This window comes from Cupriavidus sp. 09_S30, from assembly GCF_056930435.1.
Genome location: NZ_JBXOWI010000002.1, coordinates 185,784 through 210,971 on the forward strand (window position 1 = coordinate 185,784; position 25,188 = coordinate 210,971).

The 25,188-nt window shown below is 65.6% G+C and carries 24 protein-coding genes; 12 read left to right on the forward strand and 12 right to left on the reverse strand.

Annotated features, from left to right (window positions below):
- The first annotated feature begins 28 nt into the window (after positions 1-28).
- The 4 genes from AC1Z3O_RS21040 to nadC all read left to right on the forward strand — a co-directional run bounded on the left by AC1Z3O_RS21040 (position 29) and on the right by nadC (position 4,116).
- The gene (locus AC1Z3O_RS21040; RefSeq protein ID WP_483517827.1) at positions 29-1,375 is read left to right on the forward strand and encodes an MFS transporter; all 1,347 of its coding nucleotides are present in this window, start codon (positions 29-31) and stop codon (positions 1,373-1,375) included.
- A 43-nt stretch (positions 1,376-1,418) separates the two neighbouring features.
- A complete protein-coding gene (locus AC1Z3O_RS21045; RefSeq protein WP_483517828.1) occupies positions 1,419-2,411 on the forward strand; it encodes a PhnD/SsuA/transferrin family substrate-binding protein in 993 nt (330 codons plus the stop codon).
- Positions 2,412-2,544: 133 nt separating this feature from the next.
- Entirely contained in the window at positions 2,545-3,123 is a 579-nt protein-coding gene (locus AC1Z3O_RS21050) for a MarR family winged helix-turn-helix transcriptional regulator (protein WP_483517829.1), read from the forward strand.
- Between the two features lie 147 nt (positions 3,124-3,270).
- Positions 3,271-4,116 carry a carboxylating nicotinate-nucleotide diphosphorylase gene (nadC, locus tag AC1Z3O_RS21055; protein WP_483517830.1) on the forward strand — a complete coding sequence of 282 codons (846 nt, stop codon included), beginning with the start codon at positions 3,271-3,273 and terminating at the stop codon, positions 4,114-4,116.
- 93 nt (positions 4,117-4,209) lie between these two features.
- Here nadC and AC1Z3O_RS21060 read toward each other — a convergent pair whose 3' ends face one another.
- Positions 4,210-5,385: a Gfo/Idh/MocA family protein gene (locus AC1Z3O_RS21060; RefSeq protein WP_483521877.1), complete on the reverse strand. Its 1,176-nt coding sequence runs from the start codon at positions 5,383-5,385 to the stop codon at positions 4,210-4,212.
- A 15-nt stretch (positions 5,386-5,400) separates the two neighbouring features.
- Entirely contained in the window at positions 5,401-6,732 is a 1,332-nt protein-coding gene (locus AC1Z3O_RS21065; RefSeq protein WP_483521879.1) for a Rieske 2Fe-2S domain-containing protein, read from the reverse strand.
- A 696-nt stretch (positions 6,733-7,428) separates the two neighbouring features.
- Between AC1Z3O_RS21065 and AC1Z3O_RS21070 the strand changes: the two genes are divergently transcribed.
- Both AC1Z3O_RS21070 and AC1Z3O_RS21075 read left to right on the forward strand, forming a co-directional pair.
- A complete protein-coding gene (locus AC1Z3O_RS21070) occupies positions 7,429-7,812 on the forward strand; it encodes a type II toxin-antitoxin system RelE/ParE family toxin (RefSeq protein ID WP_483517831.1) in 384 nt (127 codons plus the stop codon).
- Positions 7,793-8,098, forward strand: coding sequence for a helix-turn-helix domain-containing protein (locus tag AC1Z3O_RS21075; RefSeq protein ID WP_483517832.1), 306 nt, complete (start codon positions 7,793-7,795; stop codon positions 8,096-8,098). The genes AC1Z3O_RS21070 and AC1Z3O_RS21075 overlap by 20 nt, the downstream gene beginning before the upstream one ends.
- A 76-nt stretch (positions 8,099-8,174) precedes the next feature.
- Here AC1Z3O_RS21075 and AC1Z3O_RS21080 read toward each other — a convergent pair whose 3' ends face one another.
- On the reverse strand, positions 8,175-8,717 hold the full coding sequence (locus AC1Z3O_RS21080; protein WP_483517833.1) for a PH domain-containing protein: 543 nt from the start codon (positions 8,715-8,717) through the stop codon (positions 8,175-8,177).
- 401 nt (positions 8,718-9,118) lie between these two features.
- Here AC1Z3O_RS21080 and AC1Z3O_RS21085 point away from each other — a divergent pair, with 401 nt between their 5' ends.
- A complete protein-coding gene (locus AC1Z3O_RS21085; RefSeq protein WP_483517835.1) occupies positions 9,119-10,009 on the forward strand; it encodes a DMT family transporter in 891 nt (296 codons plus the stop codon).
- A 44-nt stretch (positions 10,010-10,053) separates the two neighbouring features.
- On the opposite strand, the gene AC1Z3O_RS21090 is transcribed toward AC1Z3O_RS21085, so the two are convergent.
- A complete protein-coding gene (locus AC1Z3O_RS21090; protein ID WP_483521881.1) occupies positions 10,054-11,928 on the reverse strand; it encodes a bifunctional sugar phosphate isomerase/epimerase/4-hydroxyphenylpyruvate dioxygenase family protein in 1,875 nt (624 codons plus the stop codon).
- 133 nt (positions 11,929-12,061) lie between these two features.
- On the opposite strand from AC1Z3O_RS21090, the gene AC1Z3O_RS21095 reads away from it, so the two are divergent.
- A complete protein-coding gene (locus AC1Z3O_RS21095) occupies positions 12,062-12,829 on the forward strand; it encodes an IclR family transcriptional regulator domain-containing protein (protein WP_483517836.1) in 768 nt (255 codons plus the stop codon).
- A gap of 55 nt (positions 12,830-12,884) precedes the next feature.
- Here the strand turns inward: AC1Z3O_RS21095 and AC1Z3O_RS21100 are convergent, their stop codons facing one another.
- A complete protein-coding gene (locus AC1Z3O_RS21100; RefSeq protein WP_483517838.1) occupies positions 12,885-13,844 on the reverse strand; it encodes a LysR family transcriptional regulator in 960 nt (319 codons plus the stop codon).
- A gap of 114 nt (positions 13,845-13,958) precedes the next feature.
- Here AC1Z3O_RS21100 and aroQ point away from each other — a divergent pair, with 114 nt between their 5' ends.
- Positions 13,959-14,429, forward strand: coding sequence for a type II 3-dehydroquinate dehydratase (aroQ, locus tag AC1Z3O_RS21105; protein ID WP_483517839.1), 471 nt, complete (start codon positions 13,959-13,961; stop codon positions 14,427-14,429).
- Positions 14,430-14,475: 46 nt separating this feature from the next.
- On the opposite strand, the gene AC1Z3O_RS21110 is transcribed toward aroQ, so the two are convergent.
- The 3 genes from AC1Z3O_RS21110 to AC1Z3O_RS21120 form a co-directional block, all read right to left on the reverse strand.
- Positions 14,476-15,540, reverse strand: a complete 1,065-nt coding sequence (locus AC1Z3O_RS21110; RefSeq protein ID WP_483517840.1) for a porin — start codon at positions 15,538-15,540, stop codon at positions 14,476-14,478.
- A 51-nt stretch (positions 15,541-15,591) separates the two neighbouring features.
- The gene (locus tag AC1Z3O_RS21115) at positions 15,592-16,920 is read right to left on the reverse strand and encodes an MFS transporter (RefSeq protein WP_483517842.1); all 1,329 of its coding nucleotides are present in this window, start codon (positions 16,918-16,920) and stop codon (positions 15,592-15,594) included.
- Between the two features lie 108 nt (positions 16,921-17,028).
- The gene (locus AC1Z3O_RS21120) at positions 17,029-17,859 is read right to left on the reverse strand and encodes a shikimate dehydrogenase family protein (RefSeq protein ID WP_483517844.1); all 831 of its coding nucleotides are present in this window, start codon (positions 17,857-17,859) and stop codon (positions 17,029-17,031) included.
- A 281-nt stretch (positions 17,860-18,140) separates the two neighbouring features.
- On the opposite strand from AC1Z3O_RS21120, the gene AC1Z3O_RS21125 reads away from it, so the two are divergent.
- The gene (locus tag AC1Z3O_RS21125) at positions 18,141-19,235 is read left to right on the forward strand and encodes a 4-hydroxyphenylpyruvate dioxygenase family protein (protein ID WP_483517845.1); all 1,095 of its coding nucleotides are present in this window, start codon (positions 18,141-18,143) and stop codon (positions 19,233-19,235) included.
- Between the two features lie 64 nt (positions 19,236-19,299).
- On the opposite strand, the gene AC1Z3O_RS21130 is transcribed toward AC1Z3O_RS21125, so the two are convergent.
- Positions 19,300-20,289 carry a tripartite tricarboxylate transporter substrate-binding protein gene (locus AC1Z3O_RS21130; RefSeq protein WP_483521883.1) on the reverse strand — a complete coding sequence of 330 codons (990 nt, stop codon included), beginning with the start codon at positions 20,287-20,289 and terminating at the stop codon, positions 19,300-19,302.
- A 92-nt stretch (positions 20,290-20,381) separates the two neighbouring features.
- Positions 20,382-21,548 (reverse strand): mandelate racemase/muconate lactonizing enzyme family protein, encoded by a 1,167-nt coding sequence (locus AC1Z3O_RS21135; protein WP_483517846.1) that lies wholly within the window; start codon positions 21,546-21,548, stop codon positions 20,382-20,384.
- 151 nt (positions 21,549-21,699) lie between these two features.
- On the opposite strand from AC1Z3O_RS21135, the gene AC1Z3O_RS21140 reads away from it, so the two are divergent.
- Positions 21,700-22,629: a LysR substrate-binding domain-containing protein gene (locus AC1Z3O_RS21140; RefSeq protein ID WP_483517847.1), complete on the forward strand. Its 930-nt coding sequence runs from the start codon at positions 21,700-21,702 to the stop codon at positions 22,627-22,629.
- A 298-nt stretch (positions 22,630-22,927) separates the two neighbouring features.
- Positions 22,928-23,164 carry a hypothetical protein gene (locus tag AC1Z3O_RS21145; protein WP_483517849.1) on the forward strand — a complete coding sequence of 79 codons (237 nt, stop codon included), beginning with the start codon at positions 22,928-22,930 and terminating at the stop codon, positions 23,162-23,164.
- Between the two features lie 186 nt (positions 23,165-23,350).
- Here AC1Z3O_RS21145 and AC1Z3O_RS21150 read toward each other — a convergent pair whose 3' ends face one another.
- Together AC1Z3O_RS21150 and AC1Z3O_RS21155 are read right to left on the reverse strand one after the other, a co-directional pair.
- The gene (locus tag AC1Z3O_RS21150) at positions 23,351-23,572 is read right to left on the reverse strand and encodes an acyl-CoA carboxylase biotin carboxyl carrier protein subunit (RefSeq protein ID WP_483517850.1); all 222 of its coding nucleotides are present in this window, start codon (positions 23,570-23,572) and stop codon (positions 23,351-23,353) included.
- 39 nt (positions 23,573-23,611) lie between these two features.
- A complete protein-coding gene (locus tag AC1Z3O_RS21155; protein WP_483517851.1) occupies positions 23,612-25,165 on the reverse strand; it encodes an acyl-CoA carboxylase subunit beta in 1,554 nt (517 codons plus the stop codon).
- Between the last annotated feature and the right edge of the window lie 23 nt (positions 25,166-25,188).

Sequence of the window (25,188 nt, forward strand, 5' to 3'; positions counted from 1 at the left end):
CGACAACACGCCCCCACGAGACAAAGACATGAAAGATTCCACGTTGAGCTACGCCGATGCGCCCCCGCATCTGAGCACCGATTCCGTAGCCGTCGAGGCGACCTATCGGAAGATCACACTCAGGCTGATGAGCTTCTTGTTCCTCTGCTGGGTACTGAACTATCTCGATCGCGTCAATATCAGCTTCGCGCAGTTGCAGTTGAAGCAGGACCTGGGACTGAGCGATGCCGCATACGGGCTCGGCGTGAGCCTGTTCTTCATCGGCTACATCTTGCTCGAAGTGCCGAGCACGTTGCTCCTCAGGCGCATCGGCGCACGCAAGACCGTGACGCGGATCATGCTGTTGTGGGGCGCCATTTCCACCGCCATGGCTTTCATGAACGCGCCCTGGCAGTTCTACCTCGCCCGGACGCTGCTCGGCGCGGCGGAGGCGGGCTTCTGGCCGGGGATCATTCTCTATCTCTCGTTCTGGTATCCGGCCAAGCGCCGTGCCCGTATCACGTCGCGATTCCTGCTGGCGATTGCCGTGGCCGGCATCATCGGCGGCCCGCTTTCGGGCCTGATTCTCCAGAATTTCACGGATGTCTGGGGCTTTCGCAACTGGCAGTGGCTGCTGTTCCTCGAGGGTCTGCCGGCTGTGCTTGCAGGTGTGTTTGCCTGGTTCTATCTGGTCGACAAACCGCAGGATGCGACGTGGCTGACTGCCGCGCAGAAGCGCATCGTCGTGACCGCCCTGGAGGAAGAACACCGCCAGAAACCGGAAAGCGCGCCGAGCCGCCTCCTCGTTGCGCTGCGCGACCCGCGCGTCTATGTGATTGCAGCAGGCTGGGCCACGGTACCCATTTGCGGCACGATCCTGAACTATTGGACGCCAACCATCATCAAGCAGACGGGCATCTCCAACATACTGGAGATCGGCTTGCTGTCGGCCTTGCCTTACATCGTTGGCGCCGTTGCCATGCTGCTGATTGCACGCAGCTCCGATATGCGGCTTGAGCGTCGCTGGCACTTCTTTCTGTCTACGACGGCGGGTGCCGCGGGAGCAACGCTGTTGACGCTGCTGACCCACAACCCGGCCGCTGCGATCTTGTGCCTGAGCCTCGTTTCGGTGAGCTATTTCGCCGCCGCAGCCATCATCTGGACCATTCCGCCGAATTACCTCAAGGGCGAGGCGGCCGCGGGCGGGATCGGCGTCATCAGCAGTCTCGGCCAGGTCGGGGCCTTCTTCGCCCCGATTGTGCTCGGCTGGGTGAAGACCGTGACGGGTAGTTTCTCGGCGGGCATCCTGCTGGTTGCCGTACTGGTCTTCGCTGGTGGTATTGCCGTCCTCTTCGGCGTGCCACGTGAGCAACAGGCACCGAAATCCGGTGCGTGAGAACACGCAACGGATCGATTTCGATTGTTAGAAAGGAACATAAATGAGCAAGCTTCAACTTTCCATCGCCGTGGGCAACTATGACCGGATGCGTCCGCTGATCGACGGCGACGTCCAGATCGACGGCGTGGATCCTGTGTTCATGTTGCAGGATCCGGAAGAGATCTTCTTCCGTGCATTCCGCCACGCAGACTACGACATTTGCGAGCTTTCGCTCAGCAGCTATTCGGTCAAGACGGCCGCAGGTACCTCGCCGTACATCGCTGTGCCGGTGTTCCCGTCGCGTGCGTTCCGGCACAGCTCGATCTACGTGCGTGCCGATCGCGGCATCAATCGTCCGGAAGACCTGAAGGGCAAGCGAATCGGCGTGCCCGAATACCAACTCACGGCCAATGTGTGGGTCCGCATGTTCCTCGAAGAGGAGTATGGCGTGAAGGCGTCGGACATCCGGTGGGTGCGCGGCGGCTACGAAGACCCGACGCGCGTGGAGAAGATCTCGCTGAAGCTGCCGGAAGGCGTCATGCTTGAAAACGCACCGGAAGGCAAGACGATCTCGAATCTGCTGGCCGAGGGAGAGATCGACGGCGTGATCGGGCCGCGTGCACCGTCGTGTTTCGACCGTGGGCACCCGCAGGTCAAGTACCTGTTCGACGACCCGCAAAAGAGCGCCGCGGAATGGTACGAGCGCCGCAAGCTGTTCCCGATCATGCACACGCTCGGCATCCGAAAGACACTGGCCGAGCAGCATCCGTGGCTGCCCGGCGCCATCGTGAAGGCCTTCGAGCATTCGAAGGAAGTGGCGCTCGCACGTTTGAGCGACACGTCGGCCACCAAGGTCACGCTTCCGTTCATCGAAGACCAACTGCGCAACGCGCGACGCCTGATGGGTCACGATTTCTGGTCGTACGGATTCGCCAACAATGAGCACGTGGTCGACCGCTTCCTGGCGCAGCACCACGCTGAGGGGCTGTCGAGCCGTCGTCTTCAGCCGGCTGAGTTGTTCCACCCAGCCAGCCTGGAGAGCTTCAAGATCTGATCCCGCAATGGGCGTTGACACCGTCGCGCATCTGGTATTTGCAGGGCATCTGTGCGCGGCCACCAAGCGGCACGCGCACTGGTGAACGCGCTATGATGTGAACCATTTTGGCGACAGTCACGGCGAGGAAAGCATGGTTGCAACACGTTCTTCCGGCAAGGCAAAGGCCTCCAGGGAGGATCCCATCCTGCGGCATTGGCGCGAGGCCGTGCCGGATGATCGTCTTGCCCACTTGGTCAAGGATGCAGCCCGCGCGATGGTGCGCGGACTGCAAATGCGCCTGGCGCAGCATGAGGTCTCATTTGGCCACTGGGCGTTCCTGCGCATCCTGTGGGTCACCGACGGGCTGACGCAGAAGGAGTTCAGCGACGAGGCCGGCACCACCACACCGACCACGTTCAGCGCGGTGTCCGCGATGGAAAAGCTCGGATACGTCGAGCGTCGCTATGCCCCTGACAATCGCAAGAACACGCACGTGTATCTCACGGCCCGCGGCCGTAGCCTGAAAAACAAGCTCGTTCCACTGGCTGAAGAAGTCAACGAGATCAGTGTCAAGGGCCTGAAGACCACGGAGATCAACATTGCGCGCAAGGTGCTCCTGGCGATCATCGAAAACATGTCGCGTGACGAAGCCGAGACGAATGATCCGGCGCTGCGGATTCCGTCCACGCGGGAAATGGGCAGTCTGATCGCCGCGCGCGGCGAGGAGTAGGAAGATACCTGACGCGTGCGGCTCGCGTCGGTCGTTGCCAGGTTTCCCTTCTTCACATATTCAATGTCATTGGATTGGCGACGGCGCATCAGTGCGGCCGCTGTCGATCTCATGCAGTTTTTTTCGCACAGTATACGGACCATTCAAATGGATGTAGCGACCCGCGCGGCGATGACGCGCAATGTCTGCGAAGCGCTCGCGGAAGATGTTGGCAATATCGACTGGACGTCCCAGCTCGTCGACCCTGCTGCCTCGGCCGAGGCGGTTCTCACGGTGCGCGAAGCTGCGCTGCTGTGCGGCAGGCCATGGTTTGAAGAAACCCTGCGGCAGTGCGAGCCGTGCATCACGATCAAGTGGTTCGTTGGCGAAGGCGAATGGATGCGCGAAGGGCAGGCGGTGTGCCAGATGGCCGGGCCGGCGCGCGGCATTCTGACTGCGGAGCGCACGGCGCTCAATTTCATTCAACTGCTGTCGGGCGTGGCCACAGCGGCGCACGCCTTGGTGGAGATCGTCAAGGGCACAAGGGCGCGGATTCTCGACACCCGAAAGACCCTGCCCGGACTGCGCTTGGCGCAAAAGTATGCGGTGCGCATCGGTGGTGGCGAGAACCATCGCCGAGGACTGTATGACGGGATCCTGATCAAGGAGAACCACGTCGCAGCGGGTGGTGGGATTGCACCGACGGTGCGCGCTGCGCAGGTACTTGATGCGGGTGTGCCGGTGCAGGTCGAGGTCGAGACGCTGGATGAACTGGCGCAAGCGCTCTCTGCAGACGCCGGCGCAATCCTGCTCGATAATTTCTCGCTGGAACAAATGCGGGAGGCGGTGCGCATTAACAACGGGCGCGCGAGCCTGGAGGTGTCAGGCGGCGTGACGAAGGAGACGCTGCGTGCGATTGCGGAAACGGGCGTGGACCGCATTTCCGTTGGCGGGCTCACAAAGCACGTCAGGGCGGTGGACTTCTCGCTGCGGGTTGAGGCGCTAGGCGCGTAGTGTTGGCTGGGGCGGTCCTCGTCGGCTGCCCGCCGAGCCACACAAAAACAAGAAGCCCTCGCTGTGCGAGGGCCTTTTGTTTTCTGGCGAGGATCAGAGCGACACGTCTTTGCCCGTTTCGCTCGATTCCAGTATGGCGATGCAAATCTCCAGCGTGCCTTTTGCCCACTCACCGTCATGCAGAGGCGCCTGCCCCGCGATGACGGCCTCGTAGAGTTCGTCGATCACTTCACCGCGCGGCACGGTGAGGTGGGAAAGCGGCAGCGTCTCTCGTTGCCGGTCGCCGTACACGATGATGGAATCGGGCAGGGGGCGCAGGTCGGCGTGTTCGCACGCCACGATCACCGGGCCGAAATGCTGATGGCAGCGTGTCGGCTCCTCTGCCGCGGTCGATGGCGGCTTGTATGCGGCGCCGCCATACGTGCCGGCGGCCTTGAGCTGCGCTTCATCATGCGAGGAGGAGAGGGTCGCCAGCCGCCTCCGGGCGCCACCGTAGGCATCCGGACTTGTGTGGTCGCCCATCTCGCCGATCCAGCCCATCCACTCGTCGCTGTTGAAGTGGCCATAACCGCTGTACGAGAGGGAGGCATAGGCGCCATTCTCGAACCAGATCAGTGCCGAATACGCGCCTTCGGTCGGGCGCTTCGAGTCCCATCGGCCGACACTTGCGCGCAGGCGCGTCGCACGCGAGCCCGCGAGCATCCGCACGATATCGACCTGGTGCGCGGCCTGGCTGAATACGGCACCGCCACCTTCGGCCGTCAGGAGTTCCTCCGGGCGGCGCGGCCGGTATAGATAGTCGGTGTAGTTGAAAGCCTGGATCATCTTCACCGCGCCGAAATTGCCCGAACGGATCAGTTCGCGCGTGCGCAGGTACGGCGTATCGAAGCTGTGGCAGTGTCCAACGATCAGATGCACGTGTGCAGCCCGGCACGCGGCGATCATGCGATCGCAGTCGGCCGCGTTGAGCGCCATCGGTTTCTCGACCAGCACGTGCTTGCCGTTGGCTGCGGCAGTTTCGGTGTGCTGCGCGTGAAACTGATGGGGGCTGGCCACGTAGATGACTTCCACATCGGGGTCGCCGGCCAAGTCCCGCACGTCTGCGTAGGTCCGTGCGCCGAAATCGGCGGCGAACTGCTGCCGTGCTTCCTCGCGCGGGTCGCACGCGGCGACGAGTTGAACCCTCGGGTCTTGAAGGAAAGTGGGCAACATCAGCGAAAACGCTCGCCCCAGTCCTGCCACCCCGATGCGCAATCGGCGCTGTTCCATGGCTGGCTTCATCGCTTATTGCCTGACCTGATAGTCGGTCGCGATCGCTGCGGGCTCGTCATCCGGCAACGCATGTTTCGCGCTGACATAACGAGCGCCGTACGCACGCCAGTCAGTTTCCTTCGGCACCACTGCCTGATACGAACAGATCGTCTGCGGGATCGCCTTTGCGCCGGTACCGATGGCTTCGCCGTCCTGCTGGAATTCGGCGATGGCATCGAGCATGCGGCGACGGAATTCGACAATGGCGAGATCGCTCGCGCCCAGACGCTCGTCCGAACGATTGGCGATGGGACCCATCGTGACCCACATGGCGATGTCCTGGTTCGGGAAGCCCGTGATGCCGGTGAAATTGCCGGCCTTCATGGCTTGGCGGTCTTGCCAGAAGCGGTTCTCGTGATTGCGCAGCGGACGGTAGCGCTCGTCCAGATCGGGGCCGATCTGTTGATGGAGGAACTTGCGCCAGGTTTCGGTTTCCGGCGTCGTCGCGGGATCGCCCCACGCGATGAAGTAGAACGCCGTATTCGTGTCGTCCATCGGCACGTTGATGTTGGCGACGTTATACAGGTTGTTGGGCGGGATCAGCACGGTGCCGGGTGCAACGAACACGGTGGAGCGCACGTAGTCGTGCGTGTTGGCGTTGAAGATCGGGCGGCGCAGTGCAGCGTAGCGGAAGCCATATTGGGTGCGCTCGACCTGCAGGCGCGGTGCCTTGTCGGTGGACGGGCGCAGCCAGTTCTTCGACGTTGCCTCGGCGCCGCCGACTCTTGCCGGCACGAAGTCGGACGAATGCAGGCTTGAGCTGTGTGCGGAATCAATCGCGCCCTCAAGGATCTGTGCCCAGTTGCACGGCAGCAGTGCCTTCGCGATGCTTACCCGGGTGTCAGCGGTCGGTGCCCAAGCGGGTGCGACGAATTCTGGAATAGCGTCCTGCGGACCCATGTACGCCCAGACCATGCCGCCCCATTCCTTCGTAGGATAGGCCTTGTGCTTGACCTTCTCGGTCATGCCGCTGGCCGCCGGCTCGGACACCATTTCCAGCACATTGCCCAGCACGTCGAACTTCCAGCCGTGGTACAGGCAGCGCAGGCCACCGTCTTCATTGCGGCCGTACACCAGCGAGGCGCGGCGGTGCGGGCAATACTCGTCCATCACACCGACGCGGCCTTCGTTGTCGCGGAACACGACCAGGTCCTCGCCGAAAACGCGCGCCTTGACCGGCGCGCCATCCGGTTCGCTGACTTCTTCAATCAGGCAGACAGGGGTCCAGTGCCGGCGCATCAGCTTCCCCATCGGGGCATCGCCTTCTACGCGGCACAACAGTTCATTCTCTTCATGGGTCAGCATATCTGTCTCCAGGCGGTCGGTCGCCTTCTTCAATCGGCGTTGGTCAATTCTATTAGAGATCTAGCGATAGTGACAAGAACATTTGAAGATCTTGCTGTCTTCGGGTCGGTGATTTGGGCTACATCGGCTAGATGTAAAGCGGAGGACACAAATGCCGATACATCTGTGTTGGGTTAGCGCACGCCTCGCCAAGGCAGGCCATCACGTGCTAACTCAGCTGGGTGGAGGCGCTGGAGCGCGCAGGCATCCCCTGCGTCCCGATCAGCGACTACGCCCAGGTGCTGGAAGAACTGCAGGTGCGCTACGACACGGCGCTGCGGGAGCACGGCGTGATTTGAGGGCAGTTGCTCATGCCCGACGAACATGCGGTGAGCCTGCTCCGCATGCTCGCTTGCCAGCTGCCTAGCGACTCGGAAGCAGAGACTTCCTAATCCTGCCCCCTTCTTCCCACCCTAGCATCGTGCACGGCGCGGGCCTCGGCCTGCGTGCGAACTCCGCGTTCGCGGGGCAAGCCGATGCATGAGCTGGTCCTGCGCCATACACGAGGAGTATGAATGGATCGAAGCGGCCTTCCGCCGCTCGGGGGCTGGGTGCTTTCGCGCTCGATGATGTGGCGACTCAGACTCACCCTATGCGTGCAATGGCGGAACTGGCGAGTCATACCCGATACGGGTATAGTCAAGGAGTCGAATCTGCATGGTTGTCCTCAAGCGCAAGGATTTTGCGCGGTGGCAGGCGGGCGAGAAATTGCCCGATGCCACCTTGTGCAAGGCAGTCAGAGAGATGGAGGACGGTCTGGTGGATGCGGACCTGGGCGGCTGCCTGTACAAGAAGCGGATTGCTCGACCGGGTGGTGGCAAGAGCGGTGGGTACCGCACACTGTTGTCGGCCCGCATTGGTTGCCGCTATGTGTTCCTGCACGGGTTCCCGAAGAATGATAAAGCGAATGTCACGCAGGATGAGTTGCGGGCGCTGAAGTATGCCGCCAAGGTGTTCCTGGAACTGACGGCCGAGAACCTGGTGAAGGCATTGCAGGCAGGCGTATTAATGGAGATTTGCTGTGACGAGCAAGATCATTGAATCGCTGCGCGGCGATCTGGCTGCGTTGCACGAGGCTGGCGCAATTGGCAAGGTGACGATGCGCGAGTTCGACGCGATCTGCCCGCCGCCGGTGCGGGAGTTCAGCGCAGCCGACATCAAGCGCTTGCGCGAACAACTGAAGTTCAGCCAGCCAGTATTTGCACATCATCTGCATACCACTGCGTCGACCGTGCGCAAGTGGGAGCAAGGCGAGACCCGGCCGGCCGGGCCGGCTCTCAAGTTGCTGAACATTATCGCGGACAAGGGACTGCAAGCGATCCTTTGAGCCCTGCGCGCGGCCAGACGCGCTGAGCTCAACTGGGTGGAGGCGCTGGAGCGCGAAGGCATCCCCTGCGGCCCCATCAACGAATACGCCCAGGTACTGGGAGACCCGCAAGCGTCTCAAGCCGAAGCTTCAGGCTGTTGGGGTCCCTGGCGCTTACCAGGATTGCCAACCCACAGTTCGTGGGAATGTACAGTGCCCTTGTTGAAGTGAGTGCGGCGAATATCTTCCGGTCGTCGCCATCTACATACCATCCCGAATGGTAACCGGGTAGGCTGAATCCATTGGAGCGGAATTTCAATCTCACTGATTTTCTGCCTGATAGATCGACGATCTTCAAGTCTTTTCCTATTTCAGATAGAGGAATGTCTATCCTGTAGAAGCTGCTCGCGAGAACAAGCTTGTTATTGTCTATCGATAGATCAAGGCGGAAAAGGAAATATGAAAGGACAAGGAAAACCGGTATGACTATGGCGGCAGTGAGGGCAACTGAACTGGTGTGATTTGTTCGTCCTGCGAGAAAGGTGGCCACCAATGTCAGGAGCATGGGTGTTGCAACGGTAAGAAAAAATAGCCAAGCGAGAATTTTGATGCCGGGAGCCTGCAGTGGTACGTTTTCCACCTTTTCTACTCCTTCGTTATGGGCATTTGGGCTTTGATGTCGGGATTACCCGTTGGGTGAGATGATCGTAAATACCTGATCCGGTGGCCGGGAATCAGCGAATTCCGAAAGTTGCATCGGTTTCGACTTCATCAATGAGTGGTGGACCCGCCAGCAGCATTGTTCGCTGCCGCGACATGCTGTGTTGCCCGCGGCCTCGACGATCGCCTCCCCGTGCCCGGGTAAGCTGTCGGGCACATCGAGCGAAAAGGGCGGAGGGGGCGGATGAAGCGGCGGGAAGGCATGACAGCGGCCGACGCGCCGGAGGCAGGGCGGTGCAGGCCTCCCGTGTCCCGGCATCAAGACGGCATGGGTGGGGCGGTGGCGTTCGGTAGCCGCGCGTCCCGCGCCGGAAGGCGCCCGTGAGCGCCCCCGGTTCCCTGCGCGGCGTCGCGCTGATGGTCGCTGCGGTAGCCTGCTTCGCCGCCCTCGATACCCTGACCAAGATGGCCGGCACGGCGGTGCCGATGATCATGGCCCTGTGGCTGCGCTACCTGGCGCAGGCCGCCATGACCGGGGCCGTGCTGCTGCCGGCGCGCGGCCGGGCCCTGTTGCGCTCGCGGCGGCCGTGGCTGCAATGCCTGCGCGCGGTGACGATACTGCTGGCCAGCGTCTGCGCCTTCTTCAGCCTGCAGGTGCTGCCAGTCGGCGAGTTCACGGCGGTGGTGATGCTGACGCCGCTGGCCATGACGGTGGCGGCCGCGCTGCTGTTCGGCGAGCGCGTTTCCACCTTGCGCTGGTGGCTGATGTTCGCTGGCCTGGCCGGCGCCCTGCTGGTGATCCGGCCGCGCGCCGCCTTCCAGGCCGCGCTGCTGCTGCCGCTCGCCGTGGTGCTGTGCAATACGGTCTATCAGTTGCTGACGCGCGTGCTGACCAGCCGCGATGGCGCCGCCGCGACGCATTTCTATACGGGTCTGGTGGCAGCGTTGCTGCTGTCGGCAGCGCTGCCCGGCGCCTGGTCGTCGCAACTCACGGCGCGGCACTGGGGCCTGCTGGCCGGCATGGTGCTGGCGGGCACGGCCGGACACTTGCTGCTGGTGCTGGCCTATGCCCGTGCGCCGGTGAACCTGCTGACGCCTTACCTCTACCTGCAGATCGGCTTCGCCATGCTCTGCGGCTGGCTCGTCTTCGACTACCTGCCGGACCGCTGGTCGCTGCTCGGCGTGGCGCTGATCGCGGCGAGCGGGATCGGCGGCACCCTGGTGTCCGTGCGGGAAAGCAAGCTGCCGGGGCGTGCGTTGCGAACCCAGTAACGCATGCCGCGGCGGTGTGTCGCACGGTACGGGTTCAGATAGGCTCAGGCGGGATCCATCTGCGTCAGCGCGGCCATGCGCACCGCGGCATTGGCCGCGCCGTAGCCGCAATAGTCGCTGCGCTGCACGATCTCGAAGAAGAAGCGCTGCTGGAAGGGGGCGGTGTAGGCATGCAGGAATTCGCCGTGGGCGTCACGGTCGTAAAGCATGCCGAGGCGCTGCAGGCGTGCCAGCAAGCCGTCGTCGAGCGCGAGCCGCGCGGCCACATCGTCGTAGTAGTTGGCCGGTACCGGCAGCATGGAGGCGCGTTGGCGGTCGATCTCCTGCACCGTGCGCTCGATGTCCGCCGAGCGGAAGGCGACGTGATGCACGCCAGAACCGGCATGGGCCTGGACGCAGCGCCCGGTGGTGGTTATGCCGCTGTCGGACACGTTGAGCGGGATGCGCACCTGCCCGCCGGGGCTGACCATGGCCCGGCTCTTGACCAGGCCGTACGGATCGGCGAGCTCGTGCAAGGTGTCGGGCTGCATGCCGAACACCGTGCGATAGAACAGCACGAAGCTGTCGAACCGGTTGGCGGGCAGCGCCTGGGCGAGATGGTCGACGCCGGTCAGTCCGGCCGCCGCTTGCGGATCTCCCGACCGGGTCCAGGGCGCGAGCGCGAAGTCACTCTCGTAGATGCTGCGCTCGGCGCCTTGGTCGTCGATCAGGTGGAACAGCATGCCGTCGGGCGCCCGCAGCGCCGGAATCGCGCGTTCCCCGGGGCCGATCGTTCCGCGCCATTCCTGGCAGCGCAGCGCGCGGGCGCGCGCCATGGTCCGGCCGGCGTCGTCGACCTTGAGGCCGACGGCGCACACGGACGGACCGTGCAGCGCGAAATGCGCGGCGGCCGCACTGTAGGGCTCAGCGTTCAGGATCAGGTTGACCTCGCCCTGGCGGTAAAGCTCGACCGCCTTGGTGCGGTGGCTGCCGGCATGGACGAAACCGAGCGCCTCCAGTCGCAGCGCCAGCGCTTGGCCGGCGGCGGCATCCACGGCGAACTCAAGGAAGTCCACGCCCGCCAGCACTGGCGCGGCGGGCAGTGCGGCCCCGCCGGCCTCCGACTCCAGCCAGATCAGCGAGCGCAGCCCGTCCTGCGCGGTCAGTTGCGCCGGCGCCGCGCGGAAGGTGTCGTTGAAGATCTCCAGCGACAGCGGCCCGGCATAGCCGGCCTGCAGCACGGCACGCGCGAAGCCGGTCACCGGCAGTTCACCCTGGCCGGGGAAGTTGCGGTAGTGGCGGCTCCACGACAGCACGTCCATCGACAGGCGAGGCGCGTCGGCAAGCTGGACGAAGAAGAGCTTGTCGGCCGGCACCGCGTCGAGGCCTTGCAGGGAGTCGCCGAGCGATAGCGTATGGAAGCTGTCGAGCACCAGTCCCAGCGCGGGATGGTCGGCACGGTGGACGATTTCCCACGCCTGCTGCCAGCGGCGTGTGTGGCGGCCCCAGGCGAGGGCCTCGTAGCCCACGCGCAGGCCGCGGCGGGCCGCGGCCTCGGCCATGCGGCGCAGGTCGTCGGCAGCGCGTGCCGGATCGTCGACTGTGGCGTCCTGCACATTGCTGCACACCAGCACCATGCCGGCGCCGAGCTGCTCCATGACATCGAACTTGCGTTCGGCGCGCGCGAGGTTGCGCGCGAACTGCTCGCGCGGCATGGCTTCGAAGTCGCGCAGCGGCTGGTAGAGGAAGATCTGCAGTCCCAGCTCGGCCGCCATGCGGCGCACCGCCGCCGGGGACCCATCGAACTGCAGCAGGTCGTTCTCGAAGATCTCCACGCCATCGAACCCGGCCGCTGCGGCGGCCTCCAGCTTTTCGGGCAGCGTGCCCGACAACGAGACGGTGGCAATCGACTTCGGCAGGGGGCGGGGCGCGGTGGTCATGGCGGAGCGGGGGATGGTCATGCGGCAGAGCAGAGAATAGGAAACGTCCTGCTGGCCAACAACCACCATTCGCGCTCAAGCGTGCGACAATCGCTCAACAGTGAGCGGCTTTCGCTCGTTATCAGGGTTAACCATGGAAAAGGAACCGTTGAACCGGCGCGACTGGATCGCCGGGCTGGAGAAGGGGCTGGCCATCCTCGAGGCCTTCGATAACGACCACCCCCGCCTGACGCCGACGCAGGCGGCCCAGCTCACCGGCCTGACACGCACCGCCGCGCGCCGCTACCTGCTGACGCTGGAGCACCTGGGCTACACCACCAGCGACGGCACGCTGTTCAGTCTGACGCCGCGCGTGCTCAAGGTGGGTTGGTCCTACTTCGATTCAGCGCGCCTGCCGCGCACGGTGCAGCCCTTCCTGCAGCAGATCACTGCGCAGCTCGGCGAAGCGGCCTATCTCAGCGTGCTCGACGGGTGGGAACTGGTCTTTATCGCGCGCACCAGCGCCAGCCGCGTGATGAGCACGGGCTTCGTGCTGGGCGCGCGGGTGCCGGCGCCGCTGGGTTCGGCCGGGGTGATGATGCTGGCCTCGCGTCCGGAGGAGCAGGTGCGCGAATGGCTCGAGACCTGCGTCCTGGCGCCCTACACGCCCTACACCATCCTGCAGCACGACCGCCTGCTGGAGGAGATCCGCAAGGCGGGTCAGCGCGGTTACGCGATGCTGGAGCAGCAGCTACAGATCGGGGTACGCGGCATCGCGGTGCCGCTGCGCGACCGCCACGGCAAGGTGATCGCCGCGCTGTCGGTCAATATGCCGATCGGCGACGAGACGGCAGAGCAGGCACTGGACCGCGTGCTGCAAGTGCTGCAGGACACGGCGTTGCTGATCATGCGGGTGCTGTAGGCGGCCATCCTGTGCCTTCGCTGCTCCAGGCAGGGGTGGAGGCCGGCTGGACTAACTAGCGGCCGGGGGCGCTCGCCAGTGCGTGCGGTCCGTGCGCCAGGCTGGCCTTGAGGAAGTCGATGCAGGCCCGCATGCGGGCGGAGGCCGAGGCGCGCGCGCTGGTGACGGCCCACACGTCGGCCGGCTGCTGCCAGTCCGGCAGCACGCGCACCAACTGCCCCGCGCGCAGGCTGTCGGCCACGTCCCAGGTCGAGGCCATGATGATGCCGTAGCCGTCGTGCGCCCATTGGCGCGTCACGTCGGTGTGGTTCGATGCCATGGGTCCGCCGACCTTGACCGTCTGCGCGCCGTCGGGGCCCTGCAGGCGCCAGACGCCGAAGGCCTGGTCGCGCTCGCGGTGCAGCAGGCAGTCGTGCCCGGCCAGCTCGGTCGGTTGCTGCGGCACGCCGCGCCGCGCCAGGTACGCCGGGGCCGCGCACAGCACCCGGCTGCCGCTGCCCAGGCGGGCAGCGATCAGGTGCGGCTCGTGCACTTCGCCCACGCGGATGTCGAGGTCGAAGTTCTCGCCGATCAGGTCCACGCGGCGATCGAGCAGTTCCAGCCAGACCTCCAGCCCCGGATGCCGCTGGCGTAGCAAGGCCAGTACGGGCGCCACGTGCCGCCGCCCGAGCCGCAGGCTGGTGGCGATGCGCAGCAGGCCGCGCGGCTCGCCGCCGGCGCGGCCGGAGCCGCCCACGGCTTCCAGCATATTGTCCACGTCATCCAGGATCTTCTGCGCCCAGGCCAGCGTGTTCTCGCCGTCCGCCGTCACGCTGACGCGGCGCGTCGTGCGGTGGAACAGCCTGGCGCCGACGCCGGCCTCCAGCATGGCGATGCGTTTGCTCACGTGCGCTGGCGAGAGGCCCATCTCATGGGCCGCGGCGATGAAGCTGGCGCGGCGCGCGACCACGCAGAACAGGCGCAGGTCGCGCAGGAAGGGATCATTGTTCGTCAGGCGCGCATTCTGAGTTTCCATGGACGGGCTCTACTTGGTGAGTGGTTGGCGGTAGGCTGCGACGCTGGCCGTGCGAATGGCGCAGCCGCGTCCTTCCTACGTGTTTTCAATTCTTCATCTGAGTCAGGAGAAGCCATGCCATCGGTGCTGGTGCTGAATGGTCCCAACCTCAACCTGCTCGGCTCGCGTGAGCCGGCGCTGTATGGCAGCGAGACGCTGGCCGATGTGGAGCGCATCTGCCAGGAGGCCGCGCAGCGCTTCGGCCTGCGCGCGGTGTGCCGGCAGACCAACCACGAGGGAGTGCTGATCGACTGGGTCCACGAGGCGGGCCGCCTGTGCGCGCAGGGGGAAGGGATCGGGGTGGTGCTCAACGCCGGTGCGCTCACGCATACGTCGATCGCGCTGCATGACGCCATCCGCGGCACCGCGCTGCCGGTGATCGAGTACCACGTCACCAATGTGCACGCGCGTGAAGCGTTCCGCCACCAATCGTGGATCTCGCCGGTGGCGCGAGCGGTGATGGCAGGGCTGGGCGTCAAGGGATATGGCCTGGCCGTGGCGGCACTGGCACAGATGGCGGACGTTGCCGCGCAAGACGTCGCATAACAGGAGCGTGCCGCGCCCGCTGGCGGGCGCGGCGGAGGGGGCATCGTCAGAACTTGTGTCGCATGCCCGCCATCACGCCCAGCCGCGTGCCATTGCCAAAGGTATTGCCGCTGTTGGAGAAGGCCGGCGAACTGTTGAGGGCGATCCACTGGCCCTGCAGTTTGGTGTAGTCCACCTCCAGGTACAGGTCGGTCCGCTTGCTGAGGCTGTAGAGCAGCATGCCGGCGGTGGTGAGCCGCTTGCCGCCCTGGCCCGCATGGCGCAGCCAGTCATACTGCAGTGTGCCGATCAGGGCCAGCGCGTCGTTCAGGTTGAAGCGCGCGCCGACGTAGCCGACGTGGTTGCGGTAGTCGGCCACGTCGAGCCGGTTGTCGGTGTAGCCCAGGTAATACTGCGCCCGTGCGGTCTTCCAGGTACCGCCCAGGCCCCATACCGTCTGCTTGCTGGCCTGCGCGGCGGGCACAGCGCCGAAGAAGGCGCTCGTGACATTCTGCGTCTGCTGGTAGACGGCGCCGACCTCGAAGGGGCCGGAACCGTAGACCAGCGAGCCGGCCGCGGCCGAGCTGGTCTTGAGGCTGCCCGGCACCTCGCCGAAGGTATAGGCCGCTGCCGCCTGCAACCCGCCGAAGGACTTGATGTACTTGATGGTGTTGTCGTAGCGCAGGCCGGTGTAGTTGCCGCCCTGGTAGCCGACGATGGAGTTGTTGGCAAATGCCATGGCCTCATAGGAGGACAGTACCTCGTGGGCCAGGGTGTACTGGCGGCCGAGCGCCAGCTTGCCGAAATCCCCCTCGAGGCCGACCACCGCAGTACGGCCGAACAACCGCCCACCCTGCTGGCTGCCGCCGGTGTCGGGGAAGAAACCGGACTCCAGGATGAACCATGCCTTGTTGCCGCCGCCGAGGTCTTCGCCACCGCGCAGGCCCCAGCGGCTGCCGGTGAGGGCGCCGTCGGTGAGCTGCGTGCGGCTGTTGCCGGCGGCGTCTTCATGGGTGCTGTAGCGGATGGCTGTGTCGATCAGGCCGTAGAGGGTGACGCCACCGGAAGTCTGGGCGAACACAGGCACGCTGCCCGCGCCCAGCGCGAGCAGCGCAATCAATTTCTTTTGCATTGTCGGTGTCTGGAGGTCTTGTTGTGTTGTCGGTGGGGCAGGGGTGGGGCGTCAGGTGGCGTCGGCCACTTTGCGCGGCGCGAGGAAGAACAGCCAGGCCAGCGCGATGAAGTAGGCGCAGGGGATCATCGTGAACAGCACGGCGTAGTTGTTGTGCGTCACGGTGAGCACATAGCCGACCAGCTGCGTCATGAACATGCCGCCGATCGCGCCGATCATGCCGCCGAAGCCGAACACAGAGCTGACAACGTGCTTCGGCGTGTAGTCCATCACCAGGCTCCAGATATTGGCGGTCCAGGCCTGGTGCGCGCCGATGGCGACCGAGATCGCGGCCACCGCCATCCACAGGCTGCTGGCGCCGGCGGCCATGACGATCGAGGTGATGCACAGGGCGAAGACCAGCATCGACAGCAGGCGCGCCCGCACTGCCGGCATGCCGCGGCTGATCAGCCAGGAAGAGAGCGCACCGCCGCCGACGCTGCCGATGTCGGCGCACAGGTAGATGATGATCAGCGGGATGCCCATCTGCGTGACGCTGATGCCGAGCTGGTACTGCTGGTTGAGGAAGGGCGGCAGCCAGTACAGGTAGAACCAGAACACCGGCGCGGTGATCGTGTAGGCCAGCGCGAAAGCCCAGGTGCCGCGCATGCGCAGGATGCGCGAATAGGGAATGCGCTGCGGCGCCGGCTCGACGTCGCGCGTGATGTGGGCCAGTTCGGCCTGGCTGACGGACGGATGCTCGTCGGGGTTGTAGTAGCGCACAAGCCAGAAGACCAGCCAGGCCGCGCCGAGCGCGGCGACCGCGAGGAAGGCGGCCTGCCAGCCCCAGGCCTGCAGGATCAGCGGCAGCATGATCGGCGTGAGCATGGCGCCGACGTTGGTGCCGGCGTTGAAGATGCCGGTCGCGATGGCCCGCTCGCCGGCGGGGAACCAGATGCGCGTGGTCTTGACGCAGGCCGGGTAGTTGGCCGCCTCGGTGAGGCCGAGAAAGAAGCGGCAGATCATGAAGCCAACGGCAGAGGCTGCAAGAGCGTGCGCGCCGCAGGCAATGCTCCACAACAGCACCGCCAGCGCGAAGGCGCGCTTGACTCCGACCATGTCGATTAAGCGGCCCTGCAGCGCGAAGCCGATGGCATAGCCCACCTGGAACCAGAAGTTGATGTTTGCATAGTCCTGTGCCGTCCACGCCATGGCCTTGGCCAGCACGGGCTGCAATACGCCGAGGGCGGCACGGTCGACATAGTTCAGCGTGGTCGCGAAGAACACCAGGGCAAGCATGCCCCAACGCACCTTGCCCACGGCGAAGGCCGCCCGGATCTTGCCGCCGAACGAAGCGCCGGGGCCGGCCGCCATAGGCAGCTCCTTATGTGTCATGGTCATTCGATTGTCTCCACCAGTGGATGAGAATGGCTTGCCGGCGTGCCTTTGTCACGTTCGCATGGCAACGCTCGGGCTCGGTTCAGGGCGGGGGCGCCCTCAATAGCGGATCTAGCGGATCCGCGCCACCGCGCGCAGCGCGTCCGGCGTGGCGGTGCCGTATCCGAAGAACTCCAGGTAGGCCGGGATCATCTCGAACAGCATGTCCGTGCCGACCTGGACCTGGCAGCCGCGCGCCATGGCGGCCTCGAGAAACGGGGTGTATTCCGACTTCATCACCACCTCGCCGACGATGGCACCCGGCGCGATGCGTGCCACGTCGAAGGGCAGCGGGTCGCCAGCGCGCATGCCTAGCGGGGTCGCGTTGACAACCACATCGAAGCCGTCGGGGTCATCCGAACCGGCGCGCACGCGCAGGGCGGGGTAATGCGCTGTGAGCCGTTCGCCCAAGCCCTGCGCGATCGCGGCGCGCGTGTCGAACAGCGCCAGCTCGGCCACGCCCGCGGCGGCCAGCGAGGCGGCGATTGCGCTGCCCACGCCGCCGCAGCCCGAAACGATGGCACGCGCACCTTCGAGTCGTGCCCCCTTGTGGCGCAGGCCGCGCACGAAGCCGGCGCCGTCGAACTGGTCGCCCAGCAGCGTGCCGTCCGCGCGCCGCAGTACCGCGTTGCAAGCGCCGGCGATGCGGGCGGTCGGGGTCAATTCGTCGACCAGGTCGATGGTGGCGACCTTATGCGGCATGGTGACCAACGCGCCATGCAGATTGCTCAGGCGGAACAGTGAGTGGAAGACGTCGGCGTAATCTTCCGGCCGGACGCCCAGCGGCACCACGACCGCGTCGATGCCCTGCTGCTCGAACCAGGGGTTATAGATCATCGGCGCCTTGAACGATTCGGTGGGATAGCCGAGGTGCGCGATGACAGTGGTCTTGCCATTGATCATGATGTGCGTGGAGCCGGATGTGCCGCGGTCGGGCTGCGCCGGCCGTGGGGTGAGTTGCGACGACCGGAGAGTAGAGGCCGGCCGTCGACTCGCCAAGCAACCTATGGGGCACTTTGCGCGATAGTCGTACGAAGATGCGCGATGATAGATCGCAGTGCGGGTTTCCACGAGGTCGGCGGAACGACCGTGGCGGGCGGGTTTGGCGGAGGGCGTTGCTAAGATTCGAGCGTCGTCGCCCGGAATGGGCAACGCCCCGACGCCACCCCACAGGAATCATGACCATGAGTGCCGCACAGGCTTTTTCACCGCGCGCGGACGATGACCAGCCCTGGGACAACCCGCTCGGCATCCAGGGCTACGAATTCGTCGAGTTCGCTGCGCCCGACCCAGCCGCGCTCGGCCGTACCCTGGAGCGCTTCGGATTCGCCGCCATCGCCCGCCACCGCCACAAGGCGGTGACCCTGTACCGCCAGGGCGAAATGAACTTCATCCTCGACGCGGAGCCCGATTCGTTTGCGACGCGCTATGCCAGCGAATATGGGCTGTCGATCTGCGCGCTCGGCATCCGCGTGGACGATGCCGCCGCCGCCTTCTCACGCGCGCTGGAAGCGGGCGCATGGCCGTTCGAGGGCGGCGCCATCGGGCCGATGGAACTCAACATCCCCGCCATCCAGGGCATCGGCCAGTCCGTGCTCTACTTCATCGACCGCTGGCGCGGCAAGGAGGGGCGGCCCGGCGATGTCGGTGATATCTCGATCTACGATGTGGATTTTCGCCCGCTGCCGCAGGGTGCTCGCCCGCCGACCGCGGGTTTGACGCGCGTGGACCACCTGACGCAGGCGGTCGAGCCGGGGCATCTGGAAGAGTGGCTGGAGTTCTATCGCAAGGTGCTGGGCTTCCGCGAACTGAGTGAAGCGGCAGAGTCTGGCCAGGCACACGCCTTGGTCTCGCCCTGCGGCACCATCCGCATCCCGCTGTACGAGAAGGGCTCGGAGCGCCACGACCAGATGCGCGGCTATCTGTCCGAGCAGCACGGCGAAGGCATCCAGCACATCGCACTGGCCAGCGACGACATCCTCGCCAGCGCCGCCACGCTGGCGCAGGGCGGCGTGGAGTTCGTGCAGCCTCCGGCCGCCTACTACGACGCCGTGGCCGAACGCCTGCCTGGGCACGGCCTCGATCTTGCGGCCTTGCGCAGCTATGGCATCCTGGTCGATGGCACGCCGCGCGGCAACGGCCGCTGGGGTCGTTTCCTGCAGGCCTTCGCGAAGCGGGAGGCCGGCGAGTTCTTCTTCGAGATCGTGCAGCGCGAAGGTCGGCAGCACGGCTTCGGCGAGGGCAACCTGCCGGTGCTGGCGGCGTTGGCTCAGCGGTAACAGCCGCCGTCTGAGGCGCGAGGACCGGTGCGGGCCGGCGTGCGCCGGCCCTCGCGGATGTGGCCTACTCCGGCTGGATCCCCGCCTCCTGGATGATCTTCCCCCAGCGCGCGATCTCGCTGTTCAGGAATGCCTTGTGCCCGGCCGGGGACAGGCGCTGGTCGCTGACGATGGTGATGCCCAGCGCCTCTTCACGCCGGATCAGGTCGGGGTCCTTGAGCGCGACGCGCAGCGCGGCGTTGATCTTTGCCACTACCGCGGGCGGCGTGCCGTGCGGTGCATAGACGCCGTGCCAGACCTGGAAGTTGAAGCCCGGCAGGCCGCCTTCGCCCAGCGTCGGGATGCCGGACAGTCCCCGTACGGCGGAGCGATGCAGGCCGGTGACGCCATAGGCCTTGACCTTCTTCGCCTCGATCTGCGGCGTGCTGTTGGTGGCCTGCTCACACATCAGGTCGACCTGTCCGCCGAGCAGGTCGGACATGGCCGGTCCGGTCCCCTTGTAGGGAATGAAGGTCATGCTGCTCTTCAGGCTGCTTTGCAGCATCAGGCTGCACAGGTGGGAGGCGGAGCCGACGCCGGCATTGGCGAGGTTGAGCGTGCCGCTGCCGTTGGCAATCGCCTTGCGCAGTTCGGCCAGGTTGTTCGCCGGCAGTGTCGGGCGGCCGATCAGCGTGGACGGGGCTTCGTTGATCAGCCCGATCGGTTCCAGGTCGCTCATCTTGTAGCCGAGCCGGTGGTAGAGCGCCGGCGCGGTCGCCAGGCCGATGTGGTGCACCAGCAGGGTGTAGCCGTCGGGCGCGGCGCGGGCCACGCGCGCGGTGCCGATGGTGCCGCCGGCCCCCGCCGTGTTTTCCACCAACACCGTCTGCCCCAGGGGCTTGCGCATGGCCTCGGCGATATCGCGTGCGATCTTGTCGCTGGGGCCGCCGGCGGCGAACGGCACCACCAGGGTGATGGGCTTGTCCGGGAATTCGGCGCGGGCGGTCATGGGTGCGGCGGCGATGCCGGTGGCCAGGATCAGGCTGGCCGTGCAGGCCAGCGCGGGCTGTTTCATCATCACTGTCTCCTCTTTTTTGATGGCTTGCTGGTGATGGTGCTGCCTGGGGTACTGCCTAAGTGCTGCCTAAGTGCTGCCGTGAGCGCGGTTCAGGCGGACAGCGCCTGCATCACGCGATAAAGATCTGACTTGCCTTCGAAGCCGATGCCCGGCAGCTCCGGCATGGTGACATAGCCCTGTTCGACCTGCACGCCATCGGGGAAGCCGCCGAAGGGCTGGAACAGGTCGGGGTAGCTCTCGTTGCCGCCCAGGCCGAGGCCGGCGGCGATGTTGAGCGACATCTGGTGGCCGCCGTGCGGGATGCAGCGGCTGGCCGACCAGCCGTGCTGCTTGAGCATGTCGAGCGTGCGCAGGTACTCGACCAGGCCGTAGCTGAGCGCGCAGTCGAACTGCAGCCAGTCGCGATCGGGTCGCATGCCGCCGTAGCGGATCAGGTTGCGCGCGTCCTGCATCGAAAACAGGTTCTCGCCGGTGGCCATCGGCTTGGCGTAGTAGTTGCGCAGCGTGGCCTGCAGCTCGAAGTCGAGCGGGTCGCCCGCTTCCTCGTACCAGAACAGGTCGTACTGCGACAGGGCCTTGGCGTACTGGATGGCGGTGTCGAGGTCGAAGCGGCCGTTGGCGTCGACGGCCAGCTTCTGGCCGTCCTGCAGCACGCTCAGGATGGAGTCGATGCGGCGCAGGTCTTCGTCCAGCGAGGCGCCGCCGATCTTCTTCTTGACCACCGTGTAGCCGCGGTCGATGTAGCTGCGCATCTCGTCCTTGAGCTTGCCGTGGTCCTGGCCCGGGTAGTAGTAGCCGCCGGCGGCGTAGACGAACACCTTGCGCTCCGGCGTGCCGTTGCCGTAGCGCTCGGCCAACAGCTGGAACAGCGGCTTGCCGGCGATCTTGGCCACCGCGTCCCACACCGCCATGTCGATGGTGCCGATGGCCACTGAGCGCTCGCCGTGGCCGCCCGGCTTCTCGTTCGTGAACATGGTGTCCCAGATCTTGTGCGGATCGAGGTTGTCGCCGCTCGCGTCCAGCAGCGAGGCGGGATCGGCTTCCAGCACGCGCGGGATGAAGCGCTCGCGCATCAAGGTGCCCTGGCCGTAGCGGCCGTTCGAATTGAAGCCGTAGCCGACCACCGGCTTGCCGTCGCGAATGACGTCGGTTATCACGGCCACCAGGCTCAGCGTCATCTTGCTGAAGTCGATATAGGCATTGCGGATGGGTGAACTGATGGGCAGGGTCTGTTCGCGGATTTCGACGATTCTCACAACAAATCTCTCCTGGGGCGGCGAAGCGTTGATGCAGCCATTGCGGGCACGAGGGCCGTGGGAGGCACGGTGCCGGGCAATGGAAAACGATAGATTAGGCGCGCCGGGCTCGACTAGAATTCACTTAGATTCACTTGAGAATTGAATTCCGGTGAAAAACGACCTGGCTTCCGAACTCGAGTTCTTTGTCCTCCTTGCGCGCCATGGCAACCTGTCGGCGGCCGCGCGCCTGCTGGACCTGACGCCGCCCGCGGCCACCAAGCGGCTGGCCCAGATGGAGGCACGGCTCGGCGTGCGGCTCGTCAACCGCACCACGCGCAGCGTCAGCCTGACCGGCGAAGGGGAGACCTACCTGTCCTATGCGACGCGCATCCTCGGCGAGCTGCGCGAGATGGAGGAGGCAGTGTCGCGCGGCAGGTCGGTGCCGCGCGGGCTGCTGCGCATCAATGCCACGCTGGGATTCGGCCGCAACACCATCGCGCCCCTCGTTTCCGAGTTCGCCAAGCGCTATCCGGACGTCGAGGTGCAGCTCGAGCTCACGGATCGGCCGGTCGAGCTGGTGGAGAGCGGCGTGGACGTCGCGATCCGCTTCGGCGAACTGCCTGACAAGCGGGTCAATGCGCGGCGCGTGATGTCGAACCGGCGCTTCCTGTGCGCGTCGCCGGGCTATCTCGATAAGCACGGTACCCCCGAGACTCTTGCGGACCTGGCGCAGCACCGCTGCATCATCCACCGGCAGAACGATGATGCCTACGGCATCTGGCGCTTCAGCCACCGGGGCCGCAGCGAAGTGGTGAAGGTCGAGGGAGCGCTGTCGAGCAACGATGGCGACATCGTGCTCGGCTGGGCCCTGGACGGGCACGGCATCCTGATCCGCTCCGAATGGGACCTGGCCAAGTACCTGGAAAGCGGGCGGCTGCGCGTGGTACTGCCGGCGTACACGCTGCCGTCGGCGGACCTGTTCATCTACTACGCCGGGCAGCGCAACCAGTCGGCGCGGGCGCGTGCCTTCATCGATTTCCTGGTGGCGCATTTCCAGGCGCCGGCGTCTGCCGCCAGGGCTGTGCGCAGGAGGGTGTAGCGGCATCGCGGAAGTCTTCGCATCAAGGGGCGGTTTGGCTTGCTCCTCCATTCATGCGAGAGCGAGCAAGACCGCACGCGATCGGATTCCATCGCATCAGTCATGCGGCATCGCATCATCGGCTGTGCGGGAACCACTTCGATGTTCGCGCATCAGAGGGCCGCCAGGAAAGCGGGTTTCTCCCAATATTCTCATCATCCGAGTTGCGAGAATCTATCTCCAACGGACACCCTTTCACGACGTGTCCGCGCCGTGCAGGTGTACCGTCAGCGTGTGGTGCTAAATCGCGGAGGTGAACATGGAAGCCAGCAAAAAGGTAGTCCGCAATCGCCAAGTCGGGTTTGCCCTGTTGTTCTTGTGCGCCTTCTCAACGTACCTGAACATCGGCCTGATCACCATCGGCTTGTTGAACATCTCCAACCTGGTATGGGTGCCGTCCCAAATGCTGACCGCCATCGCGCTGGCCTCCGGCATCGGCGGCGTGTTCCACCTGATGCGGCGGCCTGCCAAGCTTCACCTGCCCGCCATGGCGTGATGCCCTGACCGGCGGCACGGCAGAGGCCACGGCAGAAGCGATTCGCCGCCGACTGCTTTACCGCGCCCGCGGGGGGCGTCGGTAAGAGGCGCACAAGGCCAGGGAGATTGCCCTGGCCTTTCTATTTCCAGCCAGGCCGCACTGTGGCTGGCACCGCGAGCCAGAAGGCGCCAGCGCGCGCCGGTGCTAGCCCATCACGACCGCCACCACCTCCCCCTCGGTCACGCTGTCGCCCTCCGTCACGCTCAGCCTGCCTACCTTGCCGGCCACCGGCGCTTCCACCGGGATCTCCATCTTCATTGATTCGAGCACCATGATGGCCTCGCCGGCCGCCACCGCTTCGCCTTCCTGCTTCTCGATCTTCCAGACCTTGCCGGTCACGATCGCTTCTACCTTGGTTGTTGCCATCTTGTTTTCTCCCGCGTCGTTCCTGTTGTTTCTGCCGTATCAGAAGCTGGTTGGCCAGGCGGCCAGGTGATGCTTGCCGACGCCGCCCTCGCGGTTGCCGCGCGCCAGCGCCAGCGCCTGGATCAGCGTGGCGCGTGTGGTTTCCGGCGCGATCACGTCGTCGACATGGCCCAGGCCGGCGGCGCGCCACGGCGCGCTGGCGGTGCGCAGTTCCTCGTACAGCTTCTCCTTTTCCTCGCGGTCGTGCGCGGGGTCGCCGCTGGCCGGGCGCAGCACGTTGACGGCCACCTCGGGCGACATGAAGCTGATGTCGGCACCCGGCCAGGCGAACACGAAGTCGGCATCCATGCCGCTGCCGGCCAGGTTGGAGTAGGCCATGCCATACGATTTGCGGATCACCACCGAGACCTTGGGCACGGTGGCCAGCGCCAGCGCCTCGACGAAGTTGATGATCTTGCCGGGCATGCGCTTCTGTTCGGCCGCCTTGCCGACGAAGAAGCCCGGCGTGTCGTGCAGGAACAGCAGCGGGATGTTGAAGGAGTCGCACAGGCAGATGAAGCTGGTGCACTTGTCGCAGCCGTCCGGCCCCATCGCGCCCGCCGAGTAGAGCGGATTGCTGGCGATGATGCCGACGGTCTGCCCCTCCAGCCGCGCCAGGCAGGTGATCACGCTGCGGTCGAATTCGGGCTTGAGCTCGAACAGCTCGCGGTCGTCCACCAGCACGCGCAGCAGTTCGCGCATATCGTAGGCGCGCCGCGGCGCGTCAGGCACCAGCTTGCCGAGACCCGGCTGGCGGGCGGCGATCTCTTCGGCTGTCTCGCGCGGCGCGCGCGTGGGCGGAAGCTGGCCCGCGTGCGAGGGCAGGTAGGAGAGGAAGTCGCGGATGTGCTGGAGGCAGCCGGCCTCGTCCTCGGCCACACGGTCGACCAGGCCGGTGGTGCGCGCATGTACCTGCCAGCCGCCGAGCTCCTCGTTGCTGACTTTCTCGCCGGTGGCAACCTCCAGCACGCGCGGACCGGAGACGGCCATGCAGCTGCCTTTGACCTGCACCACGAAGTCGGCGAAGGCGGCGTGCCATGACGGACTGCCGAAGCAGTCGCCGAGGATGGCGGCCGCCATCGGCACCTGGCGCACGCGCCGCGCCAGGCTGGTGCCTACCGTCATGGAGCTGAGCCCGTCCGAGCCCTGGATGTCGGGCAGGCGCGCGCCGCCGGCCTCGCCCAGGTTGATGATGGGATAGCCCTTGTCGAGCGCGAGCTTGACCAGCTGGCGCGCCTTGCGATTGCCGACGCGCCCGCCGGTGCCGGCCAGCACCGAGACATCGTCGGCCTTGACCACCACCGGCCGGCCGTCGATGCGGCCGACGCCGCAGACCTTGCCGTCGGCCGGCGTCTTGCCTTCCATGCCCAGCATGTCGGAGTGGTTGAGCATGCCGAGCTCGAAGAAGCTGCCCTCGTCAAGCAGGGCGGCGATGCGCTCGCGCGCATTGAGCGCGCCACGCGCCCGGATGCGCGCGAGCTTGTCCGGCCCGCCCATCTGGGCTGCCTCTGCCTTGCGTAGCGCCAGTTCCTCGGCGCGGTTGTGGATGTTCATAAGGTCTCCCTGATCTGGTGCGA